Raw genomic sequence first — 22,735 nt, 5'->3', positions numbered from 1 at the left:
TCCAAATGGATTCTTTTTTCTTTTTTATTAGGGGTAAGGTATTCTATGAGATTCATAGAAGCCTTATTACATTTTATTATATAGAATATATTGGAATAAATGTTTATATTTTTCATAAAAATTGTGAATATTTTATGAACTTTATACTTATTGCATGTTTATACCGCTATTAGTGACGCGTATGACTCTCAAGTGAAAATTCAGTGAATGTAAGAAGGAATTCAAGTTACCTAGACAATAAGTGAGGAATCAACGAAATATATACTAATTAAAGGTATATTCAGTATATATATTCTTTTCTTATTTTAATTGAAAAATAAAATTTGTTAGAATAATTATTCTACAGCTATATACCTACACTAGCTTTCTTCGTATAATGGAGAAGTATGAATTTTAGATTTGTATTAATTTTACATATTGAGGTGAAAAAGGAATGAATTCGCGGCTAATGGAACTTATTGATGTGAGTACAATAGAAACCATGGCAGAACAATTTTATAAATTAACTAACATATCACATCAACTTCTTGATGCTGAAAAACAGTGTGTTTTTTCATTCGGAATGAATGAGATAAAAAAGAGTAAACTTCCAAAGATTGAAATCCCCATTTTCTTATACAATCAACATTTAGGATCTTTTGTTGTATGGTCCAAAAAAAGCGAAATTTTCAGTTGTCAAAAATACTTTGAAATGCTCTCAAGTTTAATTTTAGATGGCGCAATAAAAGTATTTCAAAGCAAAAATACAACATTGCTTTCTCGGAAAGAGGAGGAACTACATACGATTTTACAAAACATGCCTGTTATGGTCGATGCGCTTGATTATAATGGAGATTTTGTTTTGTGGAATCGAGAATGTGAAATTGTAACAGGTTATACCGCTGAAGAAATAATTGGAAATCCCAATGCACTGCAATTACTGTATCCTGATTATAATTATCGCCATCAAATACAAAAGAAATTTTTAACTTGTGGAAAAAATTTCAGAGATTGGGAAATGCACTTAACATGTAAAAATGGTGAAGTCAAAACAATAATGTGGTCGAATATATCAGAACAGTTTCCTGTAACAGGATATAGTTATTGGGCTGTTGGTGTAGATATTACACATTTAAAAGCGATAGAAGAGCAGTTAAAACAACAAACATCTGAACTGGAATTAATTTTTAAAGCTTTACCAGATTTATGTTTCTTAACAGAAGATGATGGCACAATTATAGATTACAAGGCAGGATCTCCTACAAAGTTTTACGTACCTGCAGAAGCTTTTATGGGAAAAAAGTTTTACGAAGTATTACCATCTTCAGTAGCACAGCAGTTTCAGGAAGCCATTAATCAAGTGAAGGAAAAAGGAACGAATGTAATTGTAGAATATCCACTCACACTTAATGGAAGTATTAATTTCTTTGAGGCTAGGTGCTTACCATTATTACATGATAAAATTATGATTATTGTACGCGACATTACAGAGAGAAAAAAGACAGAAGAATTGCTAAATAAATCAGATACGCTTGCAGCAATTGGTCAATTAGCAGCTGGCGTGGCTCATGAAGTAAGAAATCCTTTAACTGTAATTAAAGGATTTATACAGTTATTTCAAATTAATAAAGAAGATCAAGAAAAATATTTTGATCTTATGCTCTCTGAAATTGAAAGGATAGAAGCGATCCTGCAAGAATTTCTGGCAATTGCTAAAACAGATGAGATAAATACAGAAAAGAAAAATATTTATCAAATTTTTAAAAATGTCGTATCGTTAATGAATACAAAAGCAATTATGACAAATATTCAAGTTGAACTATTTACGGATGACAAAGATATAATTATTGAATGCTCAGAAAATCAATTGAAACAAGTATTTATTAATATTTTGCAAAATTCAATCGAAGCTATGCCAAATGGTGGGGAAATTTCAATTCACATAAAAGAAATAAATGATGATGGTGTCATCATTCATGTAATAGATGAAGGAATAGGAATACCTGAAGAAAGAATTAAGAGATTAGGTGAACCTTTTTATAGTACGAAAGAAAAAGGAACTGGTATTGGATTAATGTTAAGTTATAAAATTATTGAAAGTCATCAAGGGACAATTAGTATCATGAGCGAGGTTGGTATCGGGACAACAGTAACTATTTACTTACCGAAAGTACTAAGTAAACAATCTCTTTCTAATTGTGACGATAAATGTATAGCAATACGCACTAGTAGTAATTCTTAAATCAATTAATACCCAATAACAAAGCGATTAGTGAAAACTAAGCTTTTTGTTATTGGGTATTTTTTATATTTAATTTAGTAAACTTTACCTTTTCTTTACCTTTGTTTTAATTTCTATTAAGTTTTAAACATTATATTAATATTTGTACAAAGCAATGTATAGAAATTGTACATTACTTTTAATATAGAAATGTGATTATTATTTGAAATATTGTAAGGAGGAGATTATGACAAAGTGAAAAAGCAAGAGAAGAAAAGTGGTAGAGTAGTACCTCTCCGGTTAAATATTTTATTCCTTTGTGTATTTTTATTATTTTCTGGCATTATTATTCAATTAGGGAAAGTGCAAATTTTTGATGGAGAAACATATAAAAATGAATTAGAGAAGAGAGAAAATGCAACCGTGGGCCTTTCTGTACCACGTGGGAAAATATTTGATCGTGAAGGAAATCCAGTAGTTGATAATAAGTCTTTACGTACGATTACATATACAAAGGTGAAAGGTGTAAAACAAGAAGAAATATTAAAATCAGCAAGACAACTTGCAGATATTATTGAAATGCCACAAGAAGATATAGATAAGTTAACTGTGACTGATAAGAAAGACTTTTGGATGCAATTAAATCCAGAACTTGCTCAAGACTTAGTATCAAAAAAAGAAATAGATAAGTTCCGAGATAAGGATATTACCGGAAAAGAGCTAGACAAAAAAATAGAAGATTTAAAAAGGAAACGCGTTACAGATAAAAATCTTCAAGAACTAACGGCTAAAGATATAGAAGTGTTAGCTATTAAAAGTAAAATGACCTCAGGTTTTCAAATGGCACCTCAAATTATTAAAAAGGACGTTAGTGAACAGGAATATGCGGTGATTAGTGAAAATTTAGCGAACCTTCCAGGAGTAGACGCATCAGTTGATTGGGAGAGAATCTATGTAAATGATGGTCTATTCCGTTCTGTTCTTGGTAACGTTTCAAACGCTGATGAAGGATTGCCACGTGAACGATTAGATTATTATTTAGTGCGTGATTATAGCCGAAATGATAGGGTCGGTAAAAGTTATATCGAACAGCAATACGAAGATGTACTTCATGGTACAAAAAAAGAAGTAAGAAGCATTGCTGATAAACAAGGAAATACTATTAGAACGGAAACGGTCTCGGAAGGAAAAAGCGGTAAAAATTTAACTTTAACAATAGATATGGAATTGCAAAAAAAAGTAGAGGAGAGCATAGAAAAAATATTAAAACAATATAAAGGATCAGAATCAATGTTAGACCGTGCTTTCGTAGTGATGATGAATCCTAAAAATGGCCAAGTATTATCAATGGCTGGGAAAAGGCTTGTAGAAAAAGACGGGAAAATGGAAGTAGAAGATTATGCTTTAGGCACGCTGACAAGTTCATATGAGCTTGGATCAACGGTTAAAGGTGCGACAGTGTTAACAGGGTTTGAAACAAATGCAATAACTCCTGGAACACATTTTTATGATGCACCTATGAAGTTTAAAGGAACTAAGGAAAAGAAGTCTTGGAAAAATTTTGGTGATATAGACGATCTAAGAGCGTTACAAGTTTCTTCAAACGTTTATATGTTTAATATAGCATTAAAAATTGCTGGTGTGGATTATGTGAAAAATAGTTCACTAGATATTAAACAAGAATATTTTGATAAAATGAGATATTATTTCAGGCAATTTGGACTAGGTGTACAAACTGGTATTGATTTACCAAATGAAACTGCAGGGCAAATTGGAAAAAAAGATAATCAGCCTGGTTTCTTATTAGATTATTCTATTGGGCAATATGATACGTATACGCCACTTCAGCTTGCACAATATATTTCGACTATCGCAAATGGAGGATATCGAATGAAACCACAAATTGTTCAAGAGATTAGAGAACAAACCGTTCAAAAAAATGAGGTTGGTAAAGTAGTACAATCAATAGAACCCGTTGTTTTAAATAGAATCGATATGAAACAAGAATATATTAATCAAGTAAAAGAAGGATTTAGAAAAGTATTTCAAGAAGGAGATGGAACAGGAGTAAGAGCGTTCCAAAAAGCACCATATAAACCAGCTGGTAAAACAGGGACCGCACAAACTGTATATGGTGGAGAAAATGCAATTGGGCGAAATGCGAAAGGCGATCGTAGAGAATGTTATAACTTAACATTAGCTGGATATGCGCCATATGATGATCCAGAAGTAGCATTTTCTGTTGTAGTACCGTGGGTTGAAAATGATAAATCGGGCATTAACTCCGATATTGGAAAAGAAGTTTTAGATGCTTATTTTGATTTGAAAAATAAGCGGTTAACTGGTGAAGCGCCAAAAACGGATGCCTCTAAAGAGAATTAAAATGTACGAAACGTCTCTAGCATTCCTGTAAACTAGAGGCGTTTTTATCTGGGGATAGATTAGAAATGAGGTATATATGAAGCTGTTTATTCTAAAATATTGGAGGAACATATGTAGCTACATATTAATTATAATAGGGGTTATTTTTATTAATAAGTTCTTTTTATTTTGTATGGTAGAAGGAATTTCGATGCAACCTACTTTGAATGAAAAAGATTATATACTTGTTAATAAGGTAAACGTCTGTTTATCGTCTTTTCATCATGGAGATGTTGTCATTATAAAAAAAGAAGACGAGCCTACTTACTATGTGAAACGAATTATTGGATTATCGGGGGATAACATACAACTAAAAAAGGATGAGGTATTTATTAACGGTAAAAAGCGTGATGAGTCGTATATACATTTAGATATGTCACAAGTATCCAATCGTTTTTCCAATTTTAGAGAAATAAAAGTTCCTATGCATAAATTATTTGTGTTAGGTGATAATCGTAATCATAGTAAAGATAGTAGGAATACACTTGGACTTATTGATGAATCAAATATAATAGGTAAAGTAGAAATGGTATTTTATCCATTTGACCATATAAAATGGATAAAATAATTCTATTAACGATTCACATTTTATAAAATAAATCATATATTGATAGCATAGGACAAGCAGAAACGCTTGTTTTAACCTCACAGAACACTCCTTATCACGGTTAGGCATCTACATAGGTAGATGCTTTTTTTTATGTTGATGACTGAAAATTATTTATCAATATAATGTAGCAAGCATATTAGGACTATTAGGGGAAGATTACTTGTACAAATAACAGTATGCTTAATTAAAACAATGAAATGTAAGGAGTGAGGAATAAGTGCTAAATATTTTAGTGGTTAATTTTCCAGCAGAGGGACATGTAAACCCTACATTAAATTTAGTAAAAGCTTTTACTGAACGAGGGGATAACGTACATTATATTACAACGGCAAACTTTAAGGATAGAATTGAAGATTTAGGAGCTACTGTACATATTCATCCGGATTTATTAAAAGAGATTTCTATTGATGCTGAAACCTCATCTGGGTTAAATGCTTTCTTTCATGTGCATGTTCAAACTTCTTTATATATATTAGAAATTACGAAACAATTATGTGAAAGTATAAATTTTGATTTCGTAATTTATGATATATTTGGCGCAGGAGAGTTAGTAAAGGAGTATTTACAAGTTCCAGGTGTAGTGTCCTCACCTATATTTTTAATTCCGCCAGAATTTTTGAAGACATTACCTTTTCATCCAAATGCAGATATGCCATTCCAACCAGAGGAAATCTCTGAAAAATTACTAAATCAGATGGAACATAAATTTGGAGTAAAACCAAAGAATAATCTTCAATTTATGAATAATAAGGGTGATGTTTGTCTCGTATACACAAGTCGCTATTTCCAACCTAATAACGAATCGTTCGGAGAAAATAACATTTTTATTGGACCGAGTATTTCAAAGCGTAAAACAAATATAAAGTTTCCACTGGAATCACTTAAAGAAAAGAAAGTTATTTATATTTCAATGGGAACACTGCTTGAAGGACTCGAACCATTCTTTAATACTTGTATTGATACTTTTTCAGATTTTGATGGGATAGTTGTAATGGCAATTGGTGATAGAAATGATATCTCTAAAATTAAGAAAGCACCAGATAATTTTATAATTGCTCCATACGTACCTCAATCAGAAATATTAAATGAAGCAGATGTTTTTATTACACATGGCGGTATGAATAGCGTACACGATGCCATTCATTATAATGTCCCATTTGTAATAATACCGCATGATAAAGACCAGCCAATGATAGCGCAAAGATTAACTGAGCTTGAAGCGGCACATAGACTATTGAAAGAACATGTTAATGTGCACACTTTAAAAGAGGCCGTAACAGATGTTCTTTCAAATGAAAAGTATAAACATGGTATAAGAAAACTTAATGATAGCTTTTTAGAATGTGGTGGTTCAAAAGAAGCAATTGCAGTTATTGAATCTCTTTTAAATAAAGTAAAACTTTAATCGGTAGGGATTTTTTTACTACCCATAAATAGCGGGATAAATAGTCGTAACTGTATACAAGCATAGAGGTTCTCACCTTTATGCTTGTATATTCTTATCCAGCAAATTGCACAGCAGTATTTGCATGTAAAAAAGCAGTATCAAAAACGGGAACAGTAAGATCATTTTGGGAGATGAGTAAAGGTATTTCAGTGCAGCCTAATAATATACCTTCAGCGCCGTTTTGAATTAATGATTTTGTAATTTGTAATAACTTTTCTTTAGATGTTTCTGAAATGATCCCTCTACTTAATTCATCTAATATGACATGGTGGATAAAAGTTCTTTCCTCGTCATTTGGGATAATTGTCTCAATGTTATATTTCGCTAATCGTGATTTATAGAAATCTTGCTCCATCGTTTGTTTTGTTCCTAATAGTCCGATACGTTTTATATTCTGTTCTACCATTTCTTTAGCACTTACATCACCAATGTGAAGAAGCGGGATAGATATTGCTTGTTCTACTTCCTCGGCAAATAGATGTACGGTATTTGAACACATTAGTAAACATTCAGCCCCAGATTTTTCAACTTTCTTTGCAACTGTAACTAGTTCATTTTTCACTTCTTCATATTGATGGTTTTGTAATAAAGTAGTTACTTCACCAAAGTCCATACTATATAAAACTAACTTTGCATTTTGATCGTATTGAGAGAGTGTAAGTGTATTAATATGTTTATAGTATAATGATGTAGATTCCCAACTTAATCCTCCAATCAAACCAATAACTTTCATAATGCATTCCTCCCGAAACGATTTTGAATTTATTATTTCATAATCCCGATAAGAATACAATGATTTAAATGATCTATTTAACAAAAAATAAAAATAGTAAGAAAAGTGTTGAAATTAACATTCTTTAGTGCCATAATACGAATTACAAATTAATACTTATCCAGAGAGGTGGAGGGAACGGCCCTAAGAAACCTCAGCAACCCCTATGCAATTTTATAGGAAGGTGCTAATTCCGCAGAGGACACGATGTGTTTTTTGAAAGATAAGAGGATTCTTGAACGTGAAAGAAAATGACCTCTTATGTAAGAGGTCATTTTTTTGTTGTATAGAAAGGGAGTGTCGATGCATAATTCATTTTTAAATTAAATATAGAGTAATAAAAGTTGACTAATATGAGAGGGGAATTGTCATGAACAAATTATCAACAAAGTTAGTAGTAGCAATCGGTATTGGAGCAGCATTATACGGGATATTAGGACTTTGGGGATTTTCTATTGCACCGAATACATTTATTAAACCAGCATTAGCTATATTAACTGTTTTTGGAGCATTATTTGGTCCAGTGGCAGGACTGTTAATCGGACTTATCGGTCATACCGTAACAGATACGATTGCTGGATGGGGGATTTGGTGGGGATGGGTTATTAGTTCAGGTATTATTGGTTTTTCAATGGGGCTTATTCAAAAAAGAGTTGGTTTTAGTGTGAAAAACGGGTCATTTAAGAAGGGGGATATTTCTTATTTAGCAATTACTGGGCTAGTTGGTATTGTCATTGCTATTATATTTGCTGGGGCATTCGATATTATTGTGATGGGGGAACCATTTGACAAAATTGTTATACAAGTATTAGGAGCAACAATTTCCGATGTCATCGTTTTCTTAGTACTTGGATTGCCACTTACAATTGGTCTGGCGAAATCCAATAAGAAACATACACATTTAAAAATTGAAAAGTAGGGATGTCAACATGCAACCAATTATTTCGTTTGAACAATTCACCTTTCAATATGGGCATGCTGCGCAGCCTACTTTAAGTGATATTACCTTTCATATATACCCTGGGGAAAAAGTGCTAATTGCTGGACGAAGTGGTTCAGGAAAGTCGACATTAGCTCATTGTATAAATGGGCTAATCCCATTTTCTTACGAAGGGAATAGCACAGGTAACGTTTTAATTGCCGGTAAAGACCCGAGGGAAGGAAGTATTTTTGAACAAAGTAAACAGGTAGGAACAATTTTGCAAGATCAAGATGCTCAATTTATTGGTCTGACAGTAGAAGAAGATGTAGCTTTTTATTTAGAAAATGAATGTGTAAAGCAAGATGACATGAAAAAGATTGTTTCGGACTCATTAAGAAAGGTGAAGATGCATACGTTTCATAAACAAAGTCCACATGAATTATCAGGAGGTCAAAAGCAAACAGTTTCTCTTGCTGGTTTATTAACAACAAATGCGGATATATTATTGTTCGATGAACCGTTAGCTAATTTAGATCCACTAAGCGCCTTACATACGATAGAACTTATGAAAGATATACATGAACAATATAATAAAACGATTGTTATTATCGAACATAGAATAGAAGAAATTTTAAAACTGGATTTAGACAAAATTATATTAATTGATGAAGGTAAAGTCATTGCGATAGGAACACCAAAAGAAATCTTAGCGTCAAATATATTACCACGTATCGGCTTAAGAGAGCCTATTTACATCGAAGCATTAAAGAGATTACATTTTGATAGTAATAATGACGTAATATATCCAATGGAAAACCTTCAAAAAGAAAAGGTAAGCAACGTTATAAAAGAGTGGATGGAGAAACAAGTCATATTAAAAGGGAATACTAAAAACAAGGAATTACTTAAAGTGGAGAATTTATCATTTTCATACTCTAATAAACAAAAAGTATTAGAAAATGTAAACCTTTCAATATATGAAGGAGAAATTGTGGCACTGTTAGGACATAATGGAGCAGGGAAATCAACATTAGCTCATAGTCTTATAGGCATAAACAAAATGAAAAATGGGAAAATCTTGTTAAAAGGTGAAGATATTAGTTCTTGGTCTATTCGTAAACGTGGGGAAATCATATCTTACGTGATGCAAAATCCAAATCATATGATTACACAGCCTACTGTTTTTGAAGAAGTTTCATTTACATTAACATTACATAATTTTTCTAAGGAAGAAATTAAGAATAGAGTAGAAGGAACTTTAAAAATTTGTGGTTTATATCCATTTCGTAATTGGCCAATTCAAGCACTAAGCTATGGGCAAAAGAAGAGATTAACAATCGCATCTGTATTAACAACAAATCCTAAACTTATCATATTAGATGAACCGACAGCGGGACAAGATTATTATCACTATAAACAATTTATGTCTTTTATTAAAAACCTAGCTAAAAAGGGAATTTCATTTGTTTTTATCACTCACGATATGAATCTCGCGCTAGAATATACAGACCGTGCAGTAGTTCTACATGAAGGGAAAATTATTGCGGATAATACAGTGTTTGATGTATTAGGCGATCAAGAAACGTTACAAAGAGCCAACTTAAGAGAGAGTTCTTTAACCAAGCTTGTTAAATTTAGTGGGATTGCATGTCCAGAAAAATTTATGGAGCTTTATTTAGACAGTAATAGGAGGGAGGAAGGTGCATAGTACATATTTTCATCGTATGGATGGGATAGTGAAATTGTTTTTATTTATTTTTTGTATGACGCTTACTTTTTTGTTTTTTGATTTTCGGGTGTTGCTAATATTATTTATTATTGGGTGTATCGGGCTCAGCATTGCTAAAATTCCATTTCGTAAAATTTTAATTGTTTTTAGTGTCATATTTACATTTAGTTTATTAAACTCTGTCATGATTTTATTGATTACACCAACTCATGGATCTGAATTAACTGAATCATATACCGCGTTTTTACATGTTGGATATGCAACGATTACATATGAAACATTATTTTATGCAGCTACACTTTCATTAAAGTATTTTACGTTATTACCATTTACACTTCTTTTTATTTACACGACAGATCCAAGCGAATTTGTAAGTAACTTAAGTAAACTTGGTATTCATTATAAGATTACTTATGCAATAAATATTGCACTACGTTATATTCCTGACATCCAGTCTGAGTATAAAATTATTAAACACGCGCAAGAAGCGAGAGGGGTGGCTTTTGAAAAAGGAGAAGCAAGTTTATGGGTTCGTATGAAGAACCGTGTTTTAATTTTCTGGCCACTGATCATTCATTCTCTAGAAAGAATAGATACGGTTTCAAATGCAATGGATTTAAGAGGATTTGGAAAGAAGGATAAACGTACATGGTTTTATACAAGTAAGGCGAAACGTGAAGATTTCATAGCTTTATTTGCCGGTATTTTCATATTTATTGTTGCGGTATATTTAAAATTAAACGTATTTCAAAACTTTTGGTATCCATTTTAAAGCACTCTTTAAACGAGTGCTTTTACTTATTTTTATGTAGACATGCTCAAAAAAGGGATATATACATAATGTATAATACGAACCAGTTAAAATGATCAACTACCTATTAGTTTTCAAACCAAAAGGAGGAGAAAATATGAGTTACGGTGGTTCTTGTGGTTTTGGTGGAGGTTTCGCTTTATTAGTTGTGTTATTCATTCTATTAATAATTGTAGGATGCAGCTGCTGGGGCGGAGGATACTAATTTTTAATTAGTCTTCACAAATGTAAACTAAAAAAACATTGAAGATACTTATGTATCGAAACAAATAAAAAAGGAGCGACTATGCTCCTTTTTTATTTGTTTTAATGCGTATTCTTACTATATTTCGGGAACGTAATCGTTAAAGTCGTTCCTTTACTAACGATACTTCGGATTTTTAAACTTCCATGCATCGTCTCAATAATCTTAACAGCAACCATTGTACCTAAACCGGTTCCTTTTGTTTTTGTACTAAAATACGGTTCACCGAATCGATGTATTTGCTCCTGTGACATTCCAACTCCGCTATCTTCAATTCGTATTTCAACTTTACTATTATTGATAGATGAGGAAATATTTAAGGTACCACCATTAGGCATCGCTTCAATACTGTTCTTTATTAAGTTTAAAAAACATTGTTGAAAGTGCTGTTTATTACCAACAATGGTTGCCTCAGAAAAATCCTGTGTAATATGTATCGTATTCATATTACACAATGGCAATATCATATTAATAACCCGATTTAACTCTTGTTTTATTGAAATTTGATCTAATTTTTCTGGAGCAGGTTTGGCAAACGTTAAATAATCATCGATAATTTCTTGGGCACGATTTAACTCTTCAAGTATATGTTTAATATATTCGTCTCTTGACTCAGGAGTTAAATTCGGTGTTTTTAAAAGCTGTGTAAATCCTTTTACAACCGTTAAGGGATTCCTTACTTCGTGCGATATACTTGCAGCGAGTTGGCTAACAATCTCCATTTTTTCCATTTTAATTAATTTTGAGCGCATTAATACAGCATCTTTAATAACTTCATTTATATAAACAATAAATAACATTAAAGTAGTCGGTAATACCATGAAATAAATAATATACAAATTATTCACTTCAAAATCTGATAAGGTTAATACAATTAAAGTTGTAAATATTGCTAGGAAAAAGGTTAAAAACATGGAAAAAGCTACTTTAAGTTTTCTATTATATGTATTAAATTTTGAAGATGCGAGTGCTGTAACGATGAACATTATTCCGTAAACAACAACTGTCAGCATGTTAAAGCCATAAAATAAAAATCTCGTAATTAATAAAATTGTAAACAATATGATACCGACAGGGAATCCACCATAAAGCGTACCTATTATGACCGGAATTTGTCTTAAATCATGAATACAACTTTCATCCATATAGATAGGGTATCGCATACATAAAATAAGCGGGATACTAGAACAAAGGGTAATCAGTAGTATTTTATATTTCTTTAAATAGTGCCGGCTATCATATATGAAATAAAAAACAAATATACTACATAAAATGTATAGAAGATTATTTAATACGTTTTGATTAATATAAACAAAGTCCATAATATTTGCCTCGTTATTCTGAATTTACTTAACATATGTATTATACATAATAACATATGTTAAAGTGAATAAACCTTGTTAATACAAGATTAGTTTGGCTTTTTGTTATAAAATGCAAACATTTTTCAAACGTTAGCTATCCAAAGATACTTTTACTAAAATTTTTTACTCCTTCTTCCTGCATGTTCGGTAAAACATGAGAATAAATCCTAAGAGTTAATGAAATGTCTGTATGACCTAATCTCTCACTGATAATTTTAGGATTAACTCCTTGTTTCAATAGTATAGTTGCGTGTGGATGTCTTAAATTACGAATTTTAATTTTTTTCACTGCTGCATTTTTTATTTCCTTATAAAACTTTTCCCTGAAAGCATTTCTGCATAACCCCCCACCTGATTTATTACAATTAATTAAATCTAAATCTTGATAAGCAGAACTGATTGGTAATAAGAAACGTTTACATGAGATTCTAAATAAATATAAAAATACTAAAGGAAAGTAAGGTATGAAAAAACAGGTGTTTCAAGAAAAGTGGACGAGCTAGGTCGTGTAGTAATTCCAGTAAGAGTTTATTTGGGAAGTGGCTTTTAAAACTGATGTTGTTGAGTACATGTGGTAGTAAAAGGTAGATGGACATATGAACAAAGTAGAAATTGATGTTAGTAGCAACAAACTTTTAATAGTTTAGGACGAAAATGTAACAGTAGTCAATCCACCAATGAGCGGATTTGGTGAGCAAGTTGCGGTTTAGATAAAGGGTAAGGTTGATTGTGTAGATACTAAGTTTACTGAAAAGATAAAATGATTATTTTTAGAAAGATACCCAGACGGATTTAGTCGAGAAGCTAGTCAAAATCGCGTAGATGTGAAGTGAAAATCGTAAAAAAAGAGTCATGAGTGGAAAGGCTCATAGCTCTTTGTATAAGGGTAATGGTTTTATAGGTAAATATTATTATTAAATTCTGAAAAATTCAATGTTAGTAAATTAATTGGTATGTGATTTGGGTTTTATAGAAAGAGAGCAGCTAACAACAGCTAGCTGCTCTGCAGGTTCTGTAAGACAAAACAGAAAAGAATATTAACAGAATATAAAGGTTTATCCTGGTTGTTTGAACGTAGTTAAAGAAAGAATATCACATACTATCAATGTTAATAAAAACTATCTGTGGCTTTCACTTCTTTATTTTATTCACAAATAGTTCCAGTAGCTATTCCGGTTGGAGCGACACCTACTGGGACATTAGTGATAACAGTATTCGTAGCAATATCAATAACGGAAACAGTATTACTAGCTTGATTTGTAACATATGCTCGAGTGCCATCAGGTATGATGGTTACTTGATCAGGGGATAAACCAACAGAAATTGTATCAATCACAGTATTTGTCGCAACATTTATTACCGATACATTATTGCTAACCTTATTTACAACGTAAATAAGGTTTCCACCCGGTGTAATATCTATACCAACAGGTTCGGTACCTACGTTAATTGTATTAATAACTGCATTGGTAGCGGTGTTAATAACAGAAACTGTATTGCTGTTTTGATTCGTGACATACGCACGAGTACCATCTAGTGTAAACACGATTATTCTAGGACGAATGCCAACAGGGATGGTAGCAATAACTGTGTTGGTAGCAGTATTAATGACAGAAATTGTGTTGCTTAATTCGTTTGCAACATATGCAAAGGCACCATTTGGGGAAACAGTAATCCCTTGTGGAGCGATGCCAACAGGAATAGTATTAATAACTGTGTTTGTTGCCGCATTAATGACAGAAACCGTATTATTACCATGATTTCCAACATAAACAGTTGTGTTATTTGGAGAAACAGCTACACCTATTGGATTAGTTCCAACAGGAATGGTAGCGATAACAGTATTCGTAGCAGTATCAATAACGAAAACGGTATTAGAAAAAATATTAGTAACATAAGCACGAGCTCCATTTGGTGAAACTGTTACTTCAAGTGGTGCATTACCTACAGTAATTGTATCAACTACTATATTTGTTCCGGTGTTAATTACAGATACTGTATCATTTGTAGGGTCATCTATGAGTCCTGCATTTGTAGCATATACTAGGAAATTACATGCAGGTCCGGTTGGCCCGGTCGGTCCGGTCGGTCCAGTAGGTCCCGGTGGACAATCACAATCTCCAGTAGGTCCTGGTGGTCCTTCCGGTCCTTGAATCCCTTGCACACCTTGAGGTCCAGTAGGTCCCGGTGGTCCTTCCGGCCCTTGAATTCCTGGCACACCCTGAAGTCCAGTGGCTCCTTCTGGTCCTTCCGGCCCTTGAATTCCTTGTACACCCTGAGGGCCAGTGGGCCCTTCCGGTCCTTCCGGTCCTTGAATCCCTTGGATACCCTGAGGCCCAGTAGGTCCCGGTGGTCCAGGAATTCCCATTCCGGTCCCTGAACCAGTCGGCCCCGGTGGTCCTGGTGGTCCTTGAATTCCTTGTACGCCTTGAGGTCCTTGAGGTCCTTCTGGTCCTTCCGGCCCCTGAATTCCTTCTACACCTTGAGGTCCTTGAGGCCCTTGAGGCCCTTCTGGTCCCTGAATCCCTGGTACACCTTGAGGTCCTTGAGGTCCTTCTGGTCCTTCCGGCCCCTGAATTCCTTGCACACCTTGAGAACCCTGAGCGCCTCTAGGTCCAGGAAATCCTCTAGGTCCAGTGGCTCCAGTCGGCCCCGGTGTTCCGATGTTACTTAATAGCGAACTATTTAAGATTCCTTGTAGAATTAAATTGAATGTTTGCTGTAATAAGGGGTCCGATATATTTGAACAACTTATAAGTGAAGACAAGCTTTGGAATAGAAATTGGAATAATGCTGAGATTTGAGTGAGGGATGCAGTAGGTAAGGAATTAATTAATTGATTTATAGTTCTTATAACTAAATTTCTATTTGGTGTATTTGGTTGTACTGTTATTAATAAATCATTTAATGCCTGTAATGCTGATTGGAGTATTTGTATAGTTGTTGGATTTGGTGTTGTGAAAAAAGAAAGGATGGCTTGATTTAATTGATTTATTATTTGTAATAATTCTTGTTGTTGAGAATTCGAGAAAAAAACAGGTGTACAGCAATTACTTTGATCACAAGCGGATATAGAAATAAAGCAGGGTTGCTGAAATTTATCACACGAATTTTGGAAATTTGATTTTCGATTATATCTCATAAATACCTCCTTTTAAAAATTGAATATTAAGTAATTTTTGGTAAATTATTAGCAACTGAGTTTGTAGGTATATGTTTAATGTGAAATGTTTTTTCCTTCAAAGTATATGCCAATAAAATAGAGGTGTTCATATGGGATATATAATCAATACTTGGTTGTTAGGAGGATGTTGTAATCATAGGAAAGAAAATGAAGGTTACAAAGTTTATAGGCAAGCGATTGTATTTTAAAAAAGCGTTATTGTAATAAAATTTGAAGTTTATTAAAAAGAAGGAATGAAGGAAGATTTAAAAGATTTTGAAAGATCCATAAAAAATTCAGTAAAACTCTGAATTCTTCTACACGTATTTTTATTTGTTAATCCATTTAGAAATAATAGGAATTTGTTGTGCCTATTAAAATATGTACTGTTGGTAATTATAACATGAAAATGGATTGTAATAGACTAATGCATAAAAAAGAACAAGTAATAAATTAAACAAAAGCTTTATTTTATTAGAGATAAATAGGTGACTCAGCAATTGTGCTAGCCGAGTCACCTAGTACTATGGAACCAAATAATGTTCTTTTTCTATATGTAGTTATGTGGAGTTCTTAGAGGCTAGCCCAATAGACAGTTAAGGGATAAATAAAATCATTTTAGAGAGTTTTACATTTTATTATGTTAATGCTACAACAGCAAGAGTTAAGCCCAATGTATTTAATGTATTAGAATATGGTCCTACATTAACAGTAAGAGTACTTGTTATACCTAAAGGTGTAGTGAAAATAGCGGGTGCTGATACAGAAGTGAATCCTGCAGTATATCCCAGAGAAGTACCAGAGCCAATGATTGGATTATTATTAAGATACATAGTGATACCTGCCGAATTACCTCCTGGTTGAATGATAACTTGCACTTCATAGATTGCCAAATAGGTTCTTCCACCTTCAAGTAAAACAGTTGTTGGTGGTGTGAATGAGATTGCCGTACCATTAGAATTTACCACGGTATCTAGTGGAATCGCAGAATTTACCGAGACTATTGATGGGGTAGTTTGAACAACATTTAAACTGTTAGCCGTGGGGGATGGACAAGTGCAAGGTTTGTGAATGTTAGAGTTATTATCATTTTGGTAATTCACAAATAATCAAGCTCCTTTGCGTAAGATAATTTTTTATCCTATATAAAACGTAGCTTTTTTGTATCTAAGTGATTTTTAATAAGTTTTTAAAGATAAGTCGAATATTGTTGGTCAGTTAACTTTTAAAAGTATTTGATACTCTGGAATTTAAAAGTGCATCTGATAAATATATATGAATGTTTTTTAAGGACATTACTGTAAGTTAGGAAACATAATAAAATAGTTATTTTGTTAAATAAAAAAACATGCACAAAAATTGTGCATGTTTAAAAAAGTTATGTCTTGTCTATGTAAATATATGCTTAACTAATATATACCGTGTGTATGTTTGAACAAAATGGTTATTTATTAACAAATATAAAGAGCGCTTTTTAAGATGCTCCATGACCAAGATGTGTATCGATAAGGATACCAAAAGATTAATAATGAGATGATCATGATTATTGTATGTACATTTCTAATGAATGTGAAATCTTTAAATGCAATCAAAAAGAGCACGCATATAAGCATGCTCTTGGACAAGAAAGGTAGATTTCTATGAGTGGATATCTCCATACAATACTATATGCTTGTCCAGTTAAAAGGTGAAAAGTTTTAATGAAATCTTTATTTTATTAATTTGTAGGTTGATACAGTTCCCCAAACGAAAAGAACCAAGTAAAAAAGTCTTTGTAGTAGACCTGCAGGTAAGGGGAAAAGAAAAACAAGTGAGATAATGATTGTTATTACTATTAAGTTTAGTAAGCAGAAATATGTCCATTTTCTAGTTTTTTTAAGATTCTTTGCAAAAATAAATAGTCCTGGAAATACAGTAAGCATACCTATCCAAACTAGAATAGAATGTCCAATTAGGTTTACATCTGCAGGAATTAATCCTGAGACTATAGTGGAAACTCCTATTATAATTATAAAAAATGTTGCTATTTTATTAATTTTTGTTTTTTCTAGATGTTGTGAAATATATAGTACTCCAATACAAAATGTTATTCCATTAAGAATAAAGAGTAAATTCATCCAAAAGTGATTAGGGGAGCATATTTCATAAGGAGCTATTTCGTAGGTGAATTCTCCACAGGTTGTTACACCTAGATCACTCATTGCATGATGCAAATAGTTATAAGGTGCTGTAGAAGTGAAAATAAAGAAAGGTTCAATTAAAAAGTATAGACAAGTTGCAATCCAGCTAAATAAGCCAATTTTATTTGATATATACATTAGATACCTCCTTTGAAAAAAAGTATATTTCCATTATAGGTGGTTGCATTATCAAAAGTGAAAAATTTCAAGTTGAGAGTCGATAACCATTTTTAATAATATAGGGTTTTCTAGACAAATGTGTTTAGCGGAAAGACGTGTGAAAAATGGATGGGGTATAACTTAACAAAATCGTTATTTGAGAAAAAGGGATTAGTTTAGTTTTGATTCTGCTAATCCTCAACCAATTATAAAAAGCAGGCCGAATATGAGAGGGTAAAAAATACACGAAATTATTATACTAGTTATAACGACTTTTTTTGATGTACCTTTTGGAGCGAAAATAATTAAAACCAGTGATACAAATATTAAATAAATTAAATTACTATCACTATAAAAGGTAAAAAATACGATAATAGTTAACAAATTTGAAATGAAACCGAATTATTTTCTCATTACTTTAGCCTTTCTTGGAAAAATAAATAATCCAGATTATACCATGAATGAATAAGGTTTAAGTAAAATTTTAACAAAAACGTTATTTGAATAAAAAGAAGTTAGATAAGGATGAAGAATAGTCATCTCTTATGCTGGGGAGCTTAACGGATATCTAAATGAATTAAGGATGAGTATATGTTGAAAAGAAAAGTGGTTAGTTTGTTTTTGGGAATTACTATGGTAGTTTTATTTTTAAATCCGTTAGATACCAAAGCGTTTAATATTGATAATCAAGAGTTTTATGATTCTTATAATACTTTATTAGCACCATATGCAAGTCAAGTTATCAGAAGGAAGCTTGGACCAGATCATCAGTATAGTTTGACGGACACAAAAATTATAAAAATTGAACGTTTCCCAGAAGAAAACTTTAATTTTATTGTTACAGTTCAATATAAAACTTATATAGGAGCTCATAACCCTCCGAATGGCATAGAAACTATTACTTTTAATATAAATCCAAGTGGAGTAAAGGTTATAAATTTTGTTCATAAAGATGCTTAAAGAAGAAGTAATATTGTTCGTACATTGATGGAAAGGATATTTGAACTGAAAAATGTTATAAAAATTTCATTTTGTAGAAATAAAGAAACTAAAAAAAGAGCACCCTGCATCAGTGCCCTTTCAGATAGGAGGTAACACTTGGAGTTGGATACTTAAAAAGTATATGGTATAGAAGAGAAATACGACCTAAAATTTATTATCAACTCAATACAAAAGAGCAGTTAACGAAGGTTAACCGCTCAGTCCTCAGAGAAAGGAAAAAGAACATTACAGATGTCAATGTGAATTCAAGCTGTATCAGCCCATTTATAGTATCGGTGAAATATAGAATTTTATTCGTGTGAAACATAAAAAGAGCAGCTAGTAAAAACTAGCTACTCAGCCTTCGGGTATGAAGGGAAATCAGAAACTGTATATACATTATTAACGGAATATTGGGTTTTATTCAGGAGTTAGAGGGAAATGAATAAATTTAGACTGTTCCAACTTGGTTTTGGTCTGCAACATCAGAATCAAATGTGTTTGTTGCACTAACACCGTTAAATGTATTGAGAACAAAAGCAACGTTAGATGAACCTGAACCATTATAAGCTTTTGTATTTTCTTTTGGAGAAACGTTATAAAAATCACCTAAGTTGAAAGAGCCGTTACTATTTTGCACAACCATATTTCCGACAATAGATGGCATAGCTTTCACCTTCTTTCCTAGGAAGCATTTAAATTAGTATATGGTGTATGCGTCTAGTGGTTCATCTGAAACTGAGAATTTTGAAATGAAGTTTGATTGAAAATCTAATAAAATAATCCTTTTGAAATTATATAGGTACAATTCACATTTGAGCCGCTTTTTGAATGTAAGAAGGTATTAAATTAATAAAAACGCCTAAAATGGAAAAAACTGTTTTATAAGAAGGAGTGAGAGGATTGGATAATTTAAAGAAAAAGAAACTAAAAAAAGCAATTGCTCGTCGGACAAAGGTTATACAAAAATATGAGAAAGACAGAATAGATAAAGCTTGGAGGAATCTTTTTATACAGACAAGTATAATGAAATAAATATAGTCCGGCTAGAAAACTAGAGGACACCAATTCATTAAAGCAGCAATTCAAGTTGTTTTAATGAATTGGTGTCCTTTTTATTTTGGAAGGGGGAGATAGGAAAATATGAGGGCACTACAAGACTAATTACGTGAGTGGAAAAAGCAATTGAATCAAACAAGAAAGAAAAAAAGATATAGAGTTCAAGTAGTTGTGAGATAAATTGAAAATAGAAATTGATAAGTAAAAAGATAAATAATTAAACATGCGGATGTATTGAATGCAAATGAAATAAAAATTAAATAGGTATATTTTTAATTTTTAAGTTAAGTATAGAGAAGAAATGAATTATCTAGATATTAAGAAAGGATGGATTTTTACAATGAGTTCAAATGAATCAAATTTCAGTTTTACCAGTAACAAAGATATTGTAAAGTACCTTAATGTAAGAAAAGACCCTGTTGATTTAAGAGACAAAATGTTTCGGAGTTACTTGTTTAGTAATGAGGCGGATTTGCCAACGCAAGTCGATCTTCGTCCTAAAATGTCAGGTATAGTAAATCAATGGAATATAGGTTCTTGTACGGCAAATGCAATTGTTTCAGGATTACGAGAATATCTATTATTACAATCAGGTCGTCCATTTACTTGCTTATCTCGTTTGTTTTTATATTATCATGAACGAGAAATAGAAGGACATATTCAGGAAGATAGTGGAGCGAATGTTCGTGATGGTATGGGGGTTCTTAAAAATATTGGAGTATGCCCTGAAGAGGATTTTCCTTATACCGAGAATTTTAGAGATAAGCCATCACCAAAGGCTGAATCAGATGCTGCACTTTATAAAATTGGAACCTACCATCGTATTCAAGATTTATCGGGATTAAAGGCTGCACTTGCTCATGGATTAGTTGCTGTACTTGGATTTGCTGTACCAAAATCTTTTATGTCAGAAGAAGTGAAAAAGACTGGTATAGTTCCAGTATCAGGAACAGATGATGTAATTGTTGAAGATGGTCAACCAGCGGGACATGCTGTTTGTGCTGTTGGATATGACGATGATAAGCAAACGGTTATTATTCGCAACAGCTGGGGAGAAGACTGGGGAGATAAAGGATATTGTTATTTCCCATATGAATTATTTAAAAATGGAATTGTGCAAGATATGTGGACAGGTCGTTAATTAGAAAAGTGATGGAAGTATGGAAACTACAAAACACGTTATACGTGTTACGGGTAGCATAAAAGAGCGTGAAAAAGATGTAGAAATAAAAGGTGTAATGCATTATCATCTATTAATTAATGATATATCAGTTTTACATACAAGTGGTGCAGAGGTATCGTATAAAGGTTATGTACAAGCTATGAAGCAGCATGTGATTTCTTTTGGTAACTATGCATTCTGTCGTTTCTGAAAATGATGCACGCGTAGAAGCCCGTGATTTCTGAAACTGTGGTGACAAGAGTGCAACAGTTTGGGTGGCTGATGTAGAAGTGAAAACAATGGATGATATGCGAGCAGGTACACAGGCTTTTATCGATGAATTATGTCAATTAGGTGCTAAGAAAGTCGGTTTATATGTTGATCATCATATGTATGCACCTTTTGGGTGTGAAATATTTAAACAAAAAAGTGTTAGCAAGTTTGCAAACGAACTTGCTAACACTCATACAAAATAGACATAAATTATCGCTGATATGTCTTCCTTAATAATAGCCATAATCAATTAGAACACAATAATATGAAATGCTCATAAAATCATTCTTGCTATACATGATAATAGTATAAACTCTATATTTCTTTTAATAATTTAGGGTTATATCTTTTCTGCATCAGCCGCTTTTAACCACGCTTCGTAGAATTCTGTAACTGATGCATACCGTTCTGCCCGATTGTCATTTACAGCACGATACGCTACCTCATATAATTCCTTACTTGCTTCCCATTTTATAAAAGAACGATCTTTTTCACCGCCTAAGAGTGAGAAAGCCATTGCTCCCATATTAAATACATTTGTTCTTTCATCAATTATAGCGTTTAGTTCAAATTCCTCTGGTGACATAAAACGGGAGGAACCCCATAGCCGGCCCATTTTATTTATGTAAGGTTTCTTACTGTATAAATCTATATCACAAATTTTTGTTTCGTTTGTATTAAAATTATATAAAATACTACCGTCATAAAAATCTATCGCTACATAATTTTTCTTTTCTACATAAGTATGGAAAGAAAAAATGGAATGTAAAGAATGAATTCGTTCTATAACAGGTAAATGTCTAAATTTATAAAATGGAGAGTTTGGATTTTTATATTTCTCAGGAGGTGGGAAGCGCCAATGCGAATGAAGACATTCACCATCAAACCAATCGAAAATTAATACATATCCAGATTGAACTGGAAAATGATCAATTAATCTTATGAGCGATTCATGCTTTAAATCTTCATAAATAGTAACTGAATTTTTTAGCCTTTCAATAGCATCACCCGTTGTTCCTTCATATGCAATTGTTTGTGCTCCTGCGTATTTGATAAATTTCTTATGCCCATCTTTTTCTACACCAAAACTTATATTACCTGAATCTTGCTGGTCAAAAACTGCAAATACGGTACCTAATTTAATAAGCCAATCAAAATTATGATGTTCTTTTAATTGGAATATTACACTATTTAACTGAAATTCGACGGAATTATCTTTCATAGATTACCTCACATTT

General features: G+C 32.3%; 18 protein-coding genes, 3 pseudogenes and 1 riboswitch. Of the genes and pseudogenes, 13 read left to right on the top strand and 8 right to left on the bottom strand.

All coding sequences use genetic code 11. From position 1 onward, the window contains the following. The first annotated feature begins 433 nt into the window (after positions 1–433). The 4 genes from AU379_RS10800 to AU379_RS10785 all read left to right on the top strand — a co-directional run bounded on the left by AU379_RS10800 (position 434) and on the right by AU379_RS10785 (position 6,636). Positions 434–2,221: a PAS domain-containing sensor histidine kinase gene (locus AU379_RS10800; protein WP_001088567.1), complete on the top strand. Its 1,788-nt coding sequence runs from the start codon at positions 434–436 to the stop codon at positions 2,219–2,221. A gap of 234 nt (positions 2,222–2,455) precedes the next feature. Continuing rightward, positions 2,456–4,582, top strand: a complete 2,127-nt coding sequence (locus AU379_RS10795; protein WP_061139229.1) for a penicillin-binding protein 2 — start codon at positions 2,456–2,458, stop codon at positions 4,580–4,582. 76 nt (positions 4,583–4,658) lie between these two features. Further along, positions 4,659–5,189, top strand: a complete 531-nt coding sequence (gene lepB / locus AU379_RS10790; RefSeq protein WP_000765191.1) for a signal peptidase I — start codon at positions 4,659–4,661, stop codon at positions 5,187–5,189. A 259-nt stretch (positions 5,190–5,448) separates the two neighbouring features. Next, entirely contained in the window at positions 5,449–6,636 is a 1,188-nt protein-coding gene (locus AU379_RS10785) for a macrolide family glycosyltransferase (protein ID WP_000932142.1), read from the top strand. A 94-nt stretch (positions 6,637–6,730) separates the two neighbouring features. Here the strand turns inward: AU379_RS10785 and AU379_RS10780 are convergent, their stop codons facing one another. Further along, the gene (locus AU379_RS10780) at positions 6,731–7,411 is read right to left on the bottom strand and encodes an aspartate/glutamate racemase family protein (RefSeq protein ID WP_000864394.1); all 681 of its coding nucleotides are present in this window, start codon (positions 7,409–7,411) and stop codon (positions 6,731–6,733) included. Positions 7,412–7,564: 153 nt separating this feature from the next. After that, a riboswitch (SAM riboswitch) is annotated at positions 7,565–7,680 on the top strand. 140 nt (positions 7,681–7,820) lie between these two features. Here AU379_RS10780 and AU379_RS10775 point away from each other — a divergent pair. The 4 genes from AU379_RS10775 (at position 7,821) to AU379_RS28910 (ending at position 11,117) form a co-directional block, all read left to right on the top strand. After that, positions 7,821–8,369 (top strand): ECF-type riboflavin transporter substrate-binding protein, encoded by a 549-nt coding sequence (locus AU379_RS10775; protein ID WP_001038208.1) that lies wholly within the window; start codon positions 7,821–7,823, stop codon positions 8,367–8,369. A 10-nt stretch (positions 8,370–8,379) separates the two neighbouring features. Continuing rightward, positions 8,380–10,080, top strand: coding sequence for an ABC transporter ATP-binding protein (locus AU379_RS10770; protein ID WP_001182506.1), 1,701 nt, complete (start codon positions 8,380–8,382; stop codon positions 10,078–10,080). Beyond that, positions 10,073–10,873 (top strand): energy-coupling factor transporter transmembrane component T, encoded by an 801-nt coding sequence (locus tag AU379_RS10765; RefSeq protein WP_000556362.1) that lies wholly within the window; start codon positions 10,073–10,075, stop codon positions 10,871–10,873. The genes AU379_RS10770 and AU379_RS10765 overlap by 8 nt, the downstream gene beginning before the upstream one ends. A 136-nt stretch (positions 10,874–11,009) precedes the next feature. After that, positions 11,010–11,117: a YjcZ family sporulation protein gene (locus AU379_RS28910; RefSeq protein WP_000120182.1), complete on the top strand. Its 108-nt coding sequence runs from the start codon at positions 11,010–11,012 to the stop codon at positions 11,115–11,117. A gap of 101 nt (positions 11,118–11,218) precedes the next feature. Here AU379_RS28910 and AU379_RS10760 read toward each other — a convergent pair whose 3' ends face one another. Together AU379_RS10760 and AU379_RS28905 are read right to left on the bottom strand one after the other, a co-directional pair. Further along, positions 11,219–12,478: a HAMP domain-containing sensor histidine kinase gene (locus AU379_RS10760; protein ID WP_001987738.1), complete on the bottom strand. Its 1,260-nt coding sequence runs from the start codon at positions 12,476–12,478 to the stop codon at positions 11,219–11,221. Positions 12,479–12,614: 136 nt separating this feature from the next. Beyond that, positions 12,615–12,914, bottom strand: a pseudogene (locus AU379_RS28905) (tyrosine-type recombinase/integrase); the annotation flags it as partial. 202 nt (positions 12,915–13,116) lie between these two features. Here AU379_RS28905 and AU379_RS30255 point away from each other — a divergent pair. After that, positions 13,117–13,230 (top strand): annotated as a pseudogene (locus tag AU379_RS30255) (DUF3954 domain-containing protein). Positions 13,231–13,664: 434 nt separating this feature from the next. Here AU379_RS30255 and AU379_RS10755 read toward each other — a convergent pair. The 3 genes from AU379_RS10755 to AU379_RS10745 form a co-directional block, all read right to left on the bottom strand. Continuing rightward, on the bottom strand, positions 13,665–15,662 hold the full coding sequence (locus AU379_RS10755; RefSeq protein ID WP_061139228.1) for a collagen-like repeat preface domain-containing protein: 1,998 nt from the start codon (positions 15,660–15,662) through the stop codon (positions 13,665–13,667). A gap of 659 nt (positions 15,663–16,321) precedes the next feature. Next, complete coding sequence (locus tag AU379_RS10750) at positions 16,322–16,786, bottom strand: hypothetical protein (RefSeq protein WP_001109248.1); 465 nt, start codon at positions 16,784–16,786, stop codon at positions 16,322–16,324. Positions 16,787–17,392: 606 nt separating this feature from the next. Next, a complete protein-coding gene (locus AU379_RS10745; protein ID WP_061139227.1) occupies positions 17,393–18,001 on the bottom strand; it encodes a DUF998 domain-containing protein in 609 nt (202 codons plus the stop codon). A gap of 612 nt (positions 18,002–18,613) precedes the next feature. On the opposite strand from AU379_RS10745, the gene AU379_RS10740 reads away from it, so the two are divergent. Then, positions 18,614–18,982: a DUF3888 domain-containing protein gene (locus AU379_RS10740; RefSeq protein WP_000919725.1), complete on the top strand. Its 369-nt coding sequence runs from the start codon at positions 18,614–18,616 to the stop codon at positions 18,980–18,982. A 472-nt stretch (positions 18,983–19,454) separates the two neighbouring features. On the opposite strand, the gene AU379_RS10735 is transcribed toward AU379_RS10740, so the two are convergent. Then, positions 19,455–19,670, bottom strand: a complete 216-nt coding sequence (locus AU379_RS10735) for a spore germination protein (RefSeq protein ID WP_001139345.1) — start codon at positions 19,668–19,670, stop codon at positions 19,455–19,457. Positions 19,671–19,906: 236 nt separating this feature from the next. On the opposite strand from AU379_RS10735, the gene AU379_RS30250 reads away from it, so the two are divergent. The 3 genes and pseudogenes from AU379_RS30250 to AU379_RS30905 form a co-directional block, all read left to right on the top strand. Continuing rightward, positions 19,907–20,038 carry a DUF3983 domain-containing protein gene (locus tag AU379_RS30250; RefSeq protein ID WP_000369348.1) on the top strand — a complete coding sequence of 44 codons (132 nt, stop codon included), beginning with the start codon at positions 19,907–19,909 and terminating at the stop codon, positions 20,036–20,038. Between the two features lie 364 nt (positions 20,039–20,402). Beyond that, positions 20,403–21,203, top strand: a complete 801-nt coding sequence (locus AU379_RS10730) for a C1 family peptidase (protein ID WP_000097509.1) — start codon at positions 20,403–20,405, stop codon at positions 21,201–21,203. Between the two features lie 160 nt (positions 21,204–21,363). Beyond that, a pseudogene (locus AU379_RS30905) lies at positions 21,364–21,631 on the top strand (N-acetylmuramoyl-L-alanine amidase); the annotation flags it as partial. A gap of 206 nt (positions 21,632–21,837) precedes the next feature. On the opposite strand, the gene AU379_RS10715 reads toward AU379_RS30905, so the two are convergent. After that, the gene (locus tag AU379_RS10715) at positions 21,838–22,719 is read right to left on the bottom strand and encodes a serine/threonine protein kinase (RefSeq protein WP_061139226.1); all 882 of its coding nucleotides are present in this window, start codon (positions 22,717–22,719) and stop codon (positions 21,838–21,840) included. Between the last annotated feature and the right edge of the window lie 16 nt (positions 22,720–22,735).

Source organism: Bacillus sp. JH7 (genome assembly GCF_001563515.1).
GTDB lineage: Bacteria > Bacillota > Bacilli > Bacillales > Bacillaceae_G > Bacillus_A > Bacillus_A cereus.
The sequence above is the reverse complement of the archived record's forward strand: the minus strand, read 5'-3'. Positions and strand labels throughout refer to the sequence as shown.

Bases quoted from the DNA above. Each gene is read 5' to 3' on its own strand.
- AU379_RS10760 (WP_001987738.1), bottom strand. From the start codon at position 12,478: ATGGACTTTGTTTATATTAATCAAAACGTATTAAATAATCTTCTATAC.
- AU379_RS10740 (WP_000919725.1), top strand. From the start codon at position 18,614: ATGTTGAAAAGAAAAGTGGTTAGTTTGTTTTTGGGAATTACTATGGTA.
- AU379_RS10775 (WP_001038208.1), top strand. From the start codon at position 7,821: ATGAACAAATTATCAACAAAGTTAGTAGTAGCAATCGGTATTGGAGCA.
- AU379_RS10745 (WP_061139227.1), bottom strand. From the start codon at position 18,001: ATGTATATATCAAATAAAATTGGCTTATTTAGCTGGATTGCAACTTGT.
- AU379_RS10780 (WP_000864394.1), bottom strand. From the start codon at position 7,411: ATGAAAGTTATTGGTTTGATTGGAGGATTAAGTTGGGAATCTACATCA.
- AU379_RS10715 (WP_061139226.1), bottom strand. From the start codon at position 22,719: ATGAAAGATAATTCCGTCGAATTTCAGTTAAATAGTGTAATATTCCAA.
- AU379_RS28910 (WP_000120182.1), top strand. From the start codon at position 11,010: ATGAGTTACGGTGGTTCTTGTGGTTTTGGTGGAGGTTTCGCTTTATTA.
- lepB (WP_000765191.1), top strand. From the start codon at position 4,659: ATGAAGCTGTTTATTCTAAAATATTGGAGGAACATATGTAGCTACATA.
- AU379_RS10730 (WP_000097509.1), top strand. From the start codon at position 20,403: ATGAGTTCAAATGAATCAAATTTCAGTTTTACCAGTAACAAAGATATT.
- AU379_RS10800 (WP_001088567.1), top strand. From the start codon at position 434: ATGAATTCGCGGCTAATGGAACTTATTGATGTGAGTACAATAGAAACC.
- AU379_RS10755 (WP_061139228.1), bottom strand. From the start codon at position 15,662: ATGAGATATAATCGAAAATCAAATTTCCAAAATTCGTGTGATAAATTT.
- AU379_RS10735 (WP_001139345.1), bottom strand. From the start codon at position 19,670: ATGCCATCTATTGTCGGAAATATGGTTGTGCAAAATAGTAACGGCTCT.
- AU379_RS10770 (WP_001182506.1), top strand. From the start codon at position 8,380: ATGCAACCAATTATTTCGTTTGAACAATTCACCTTTCAATATGGGCAT.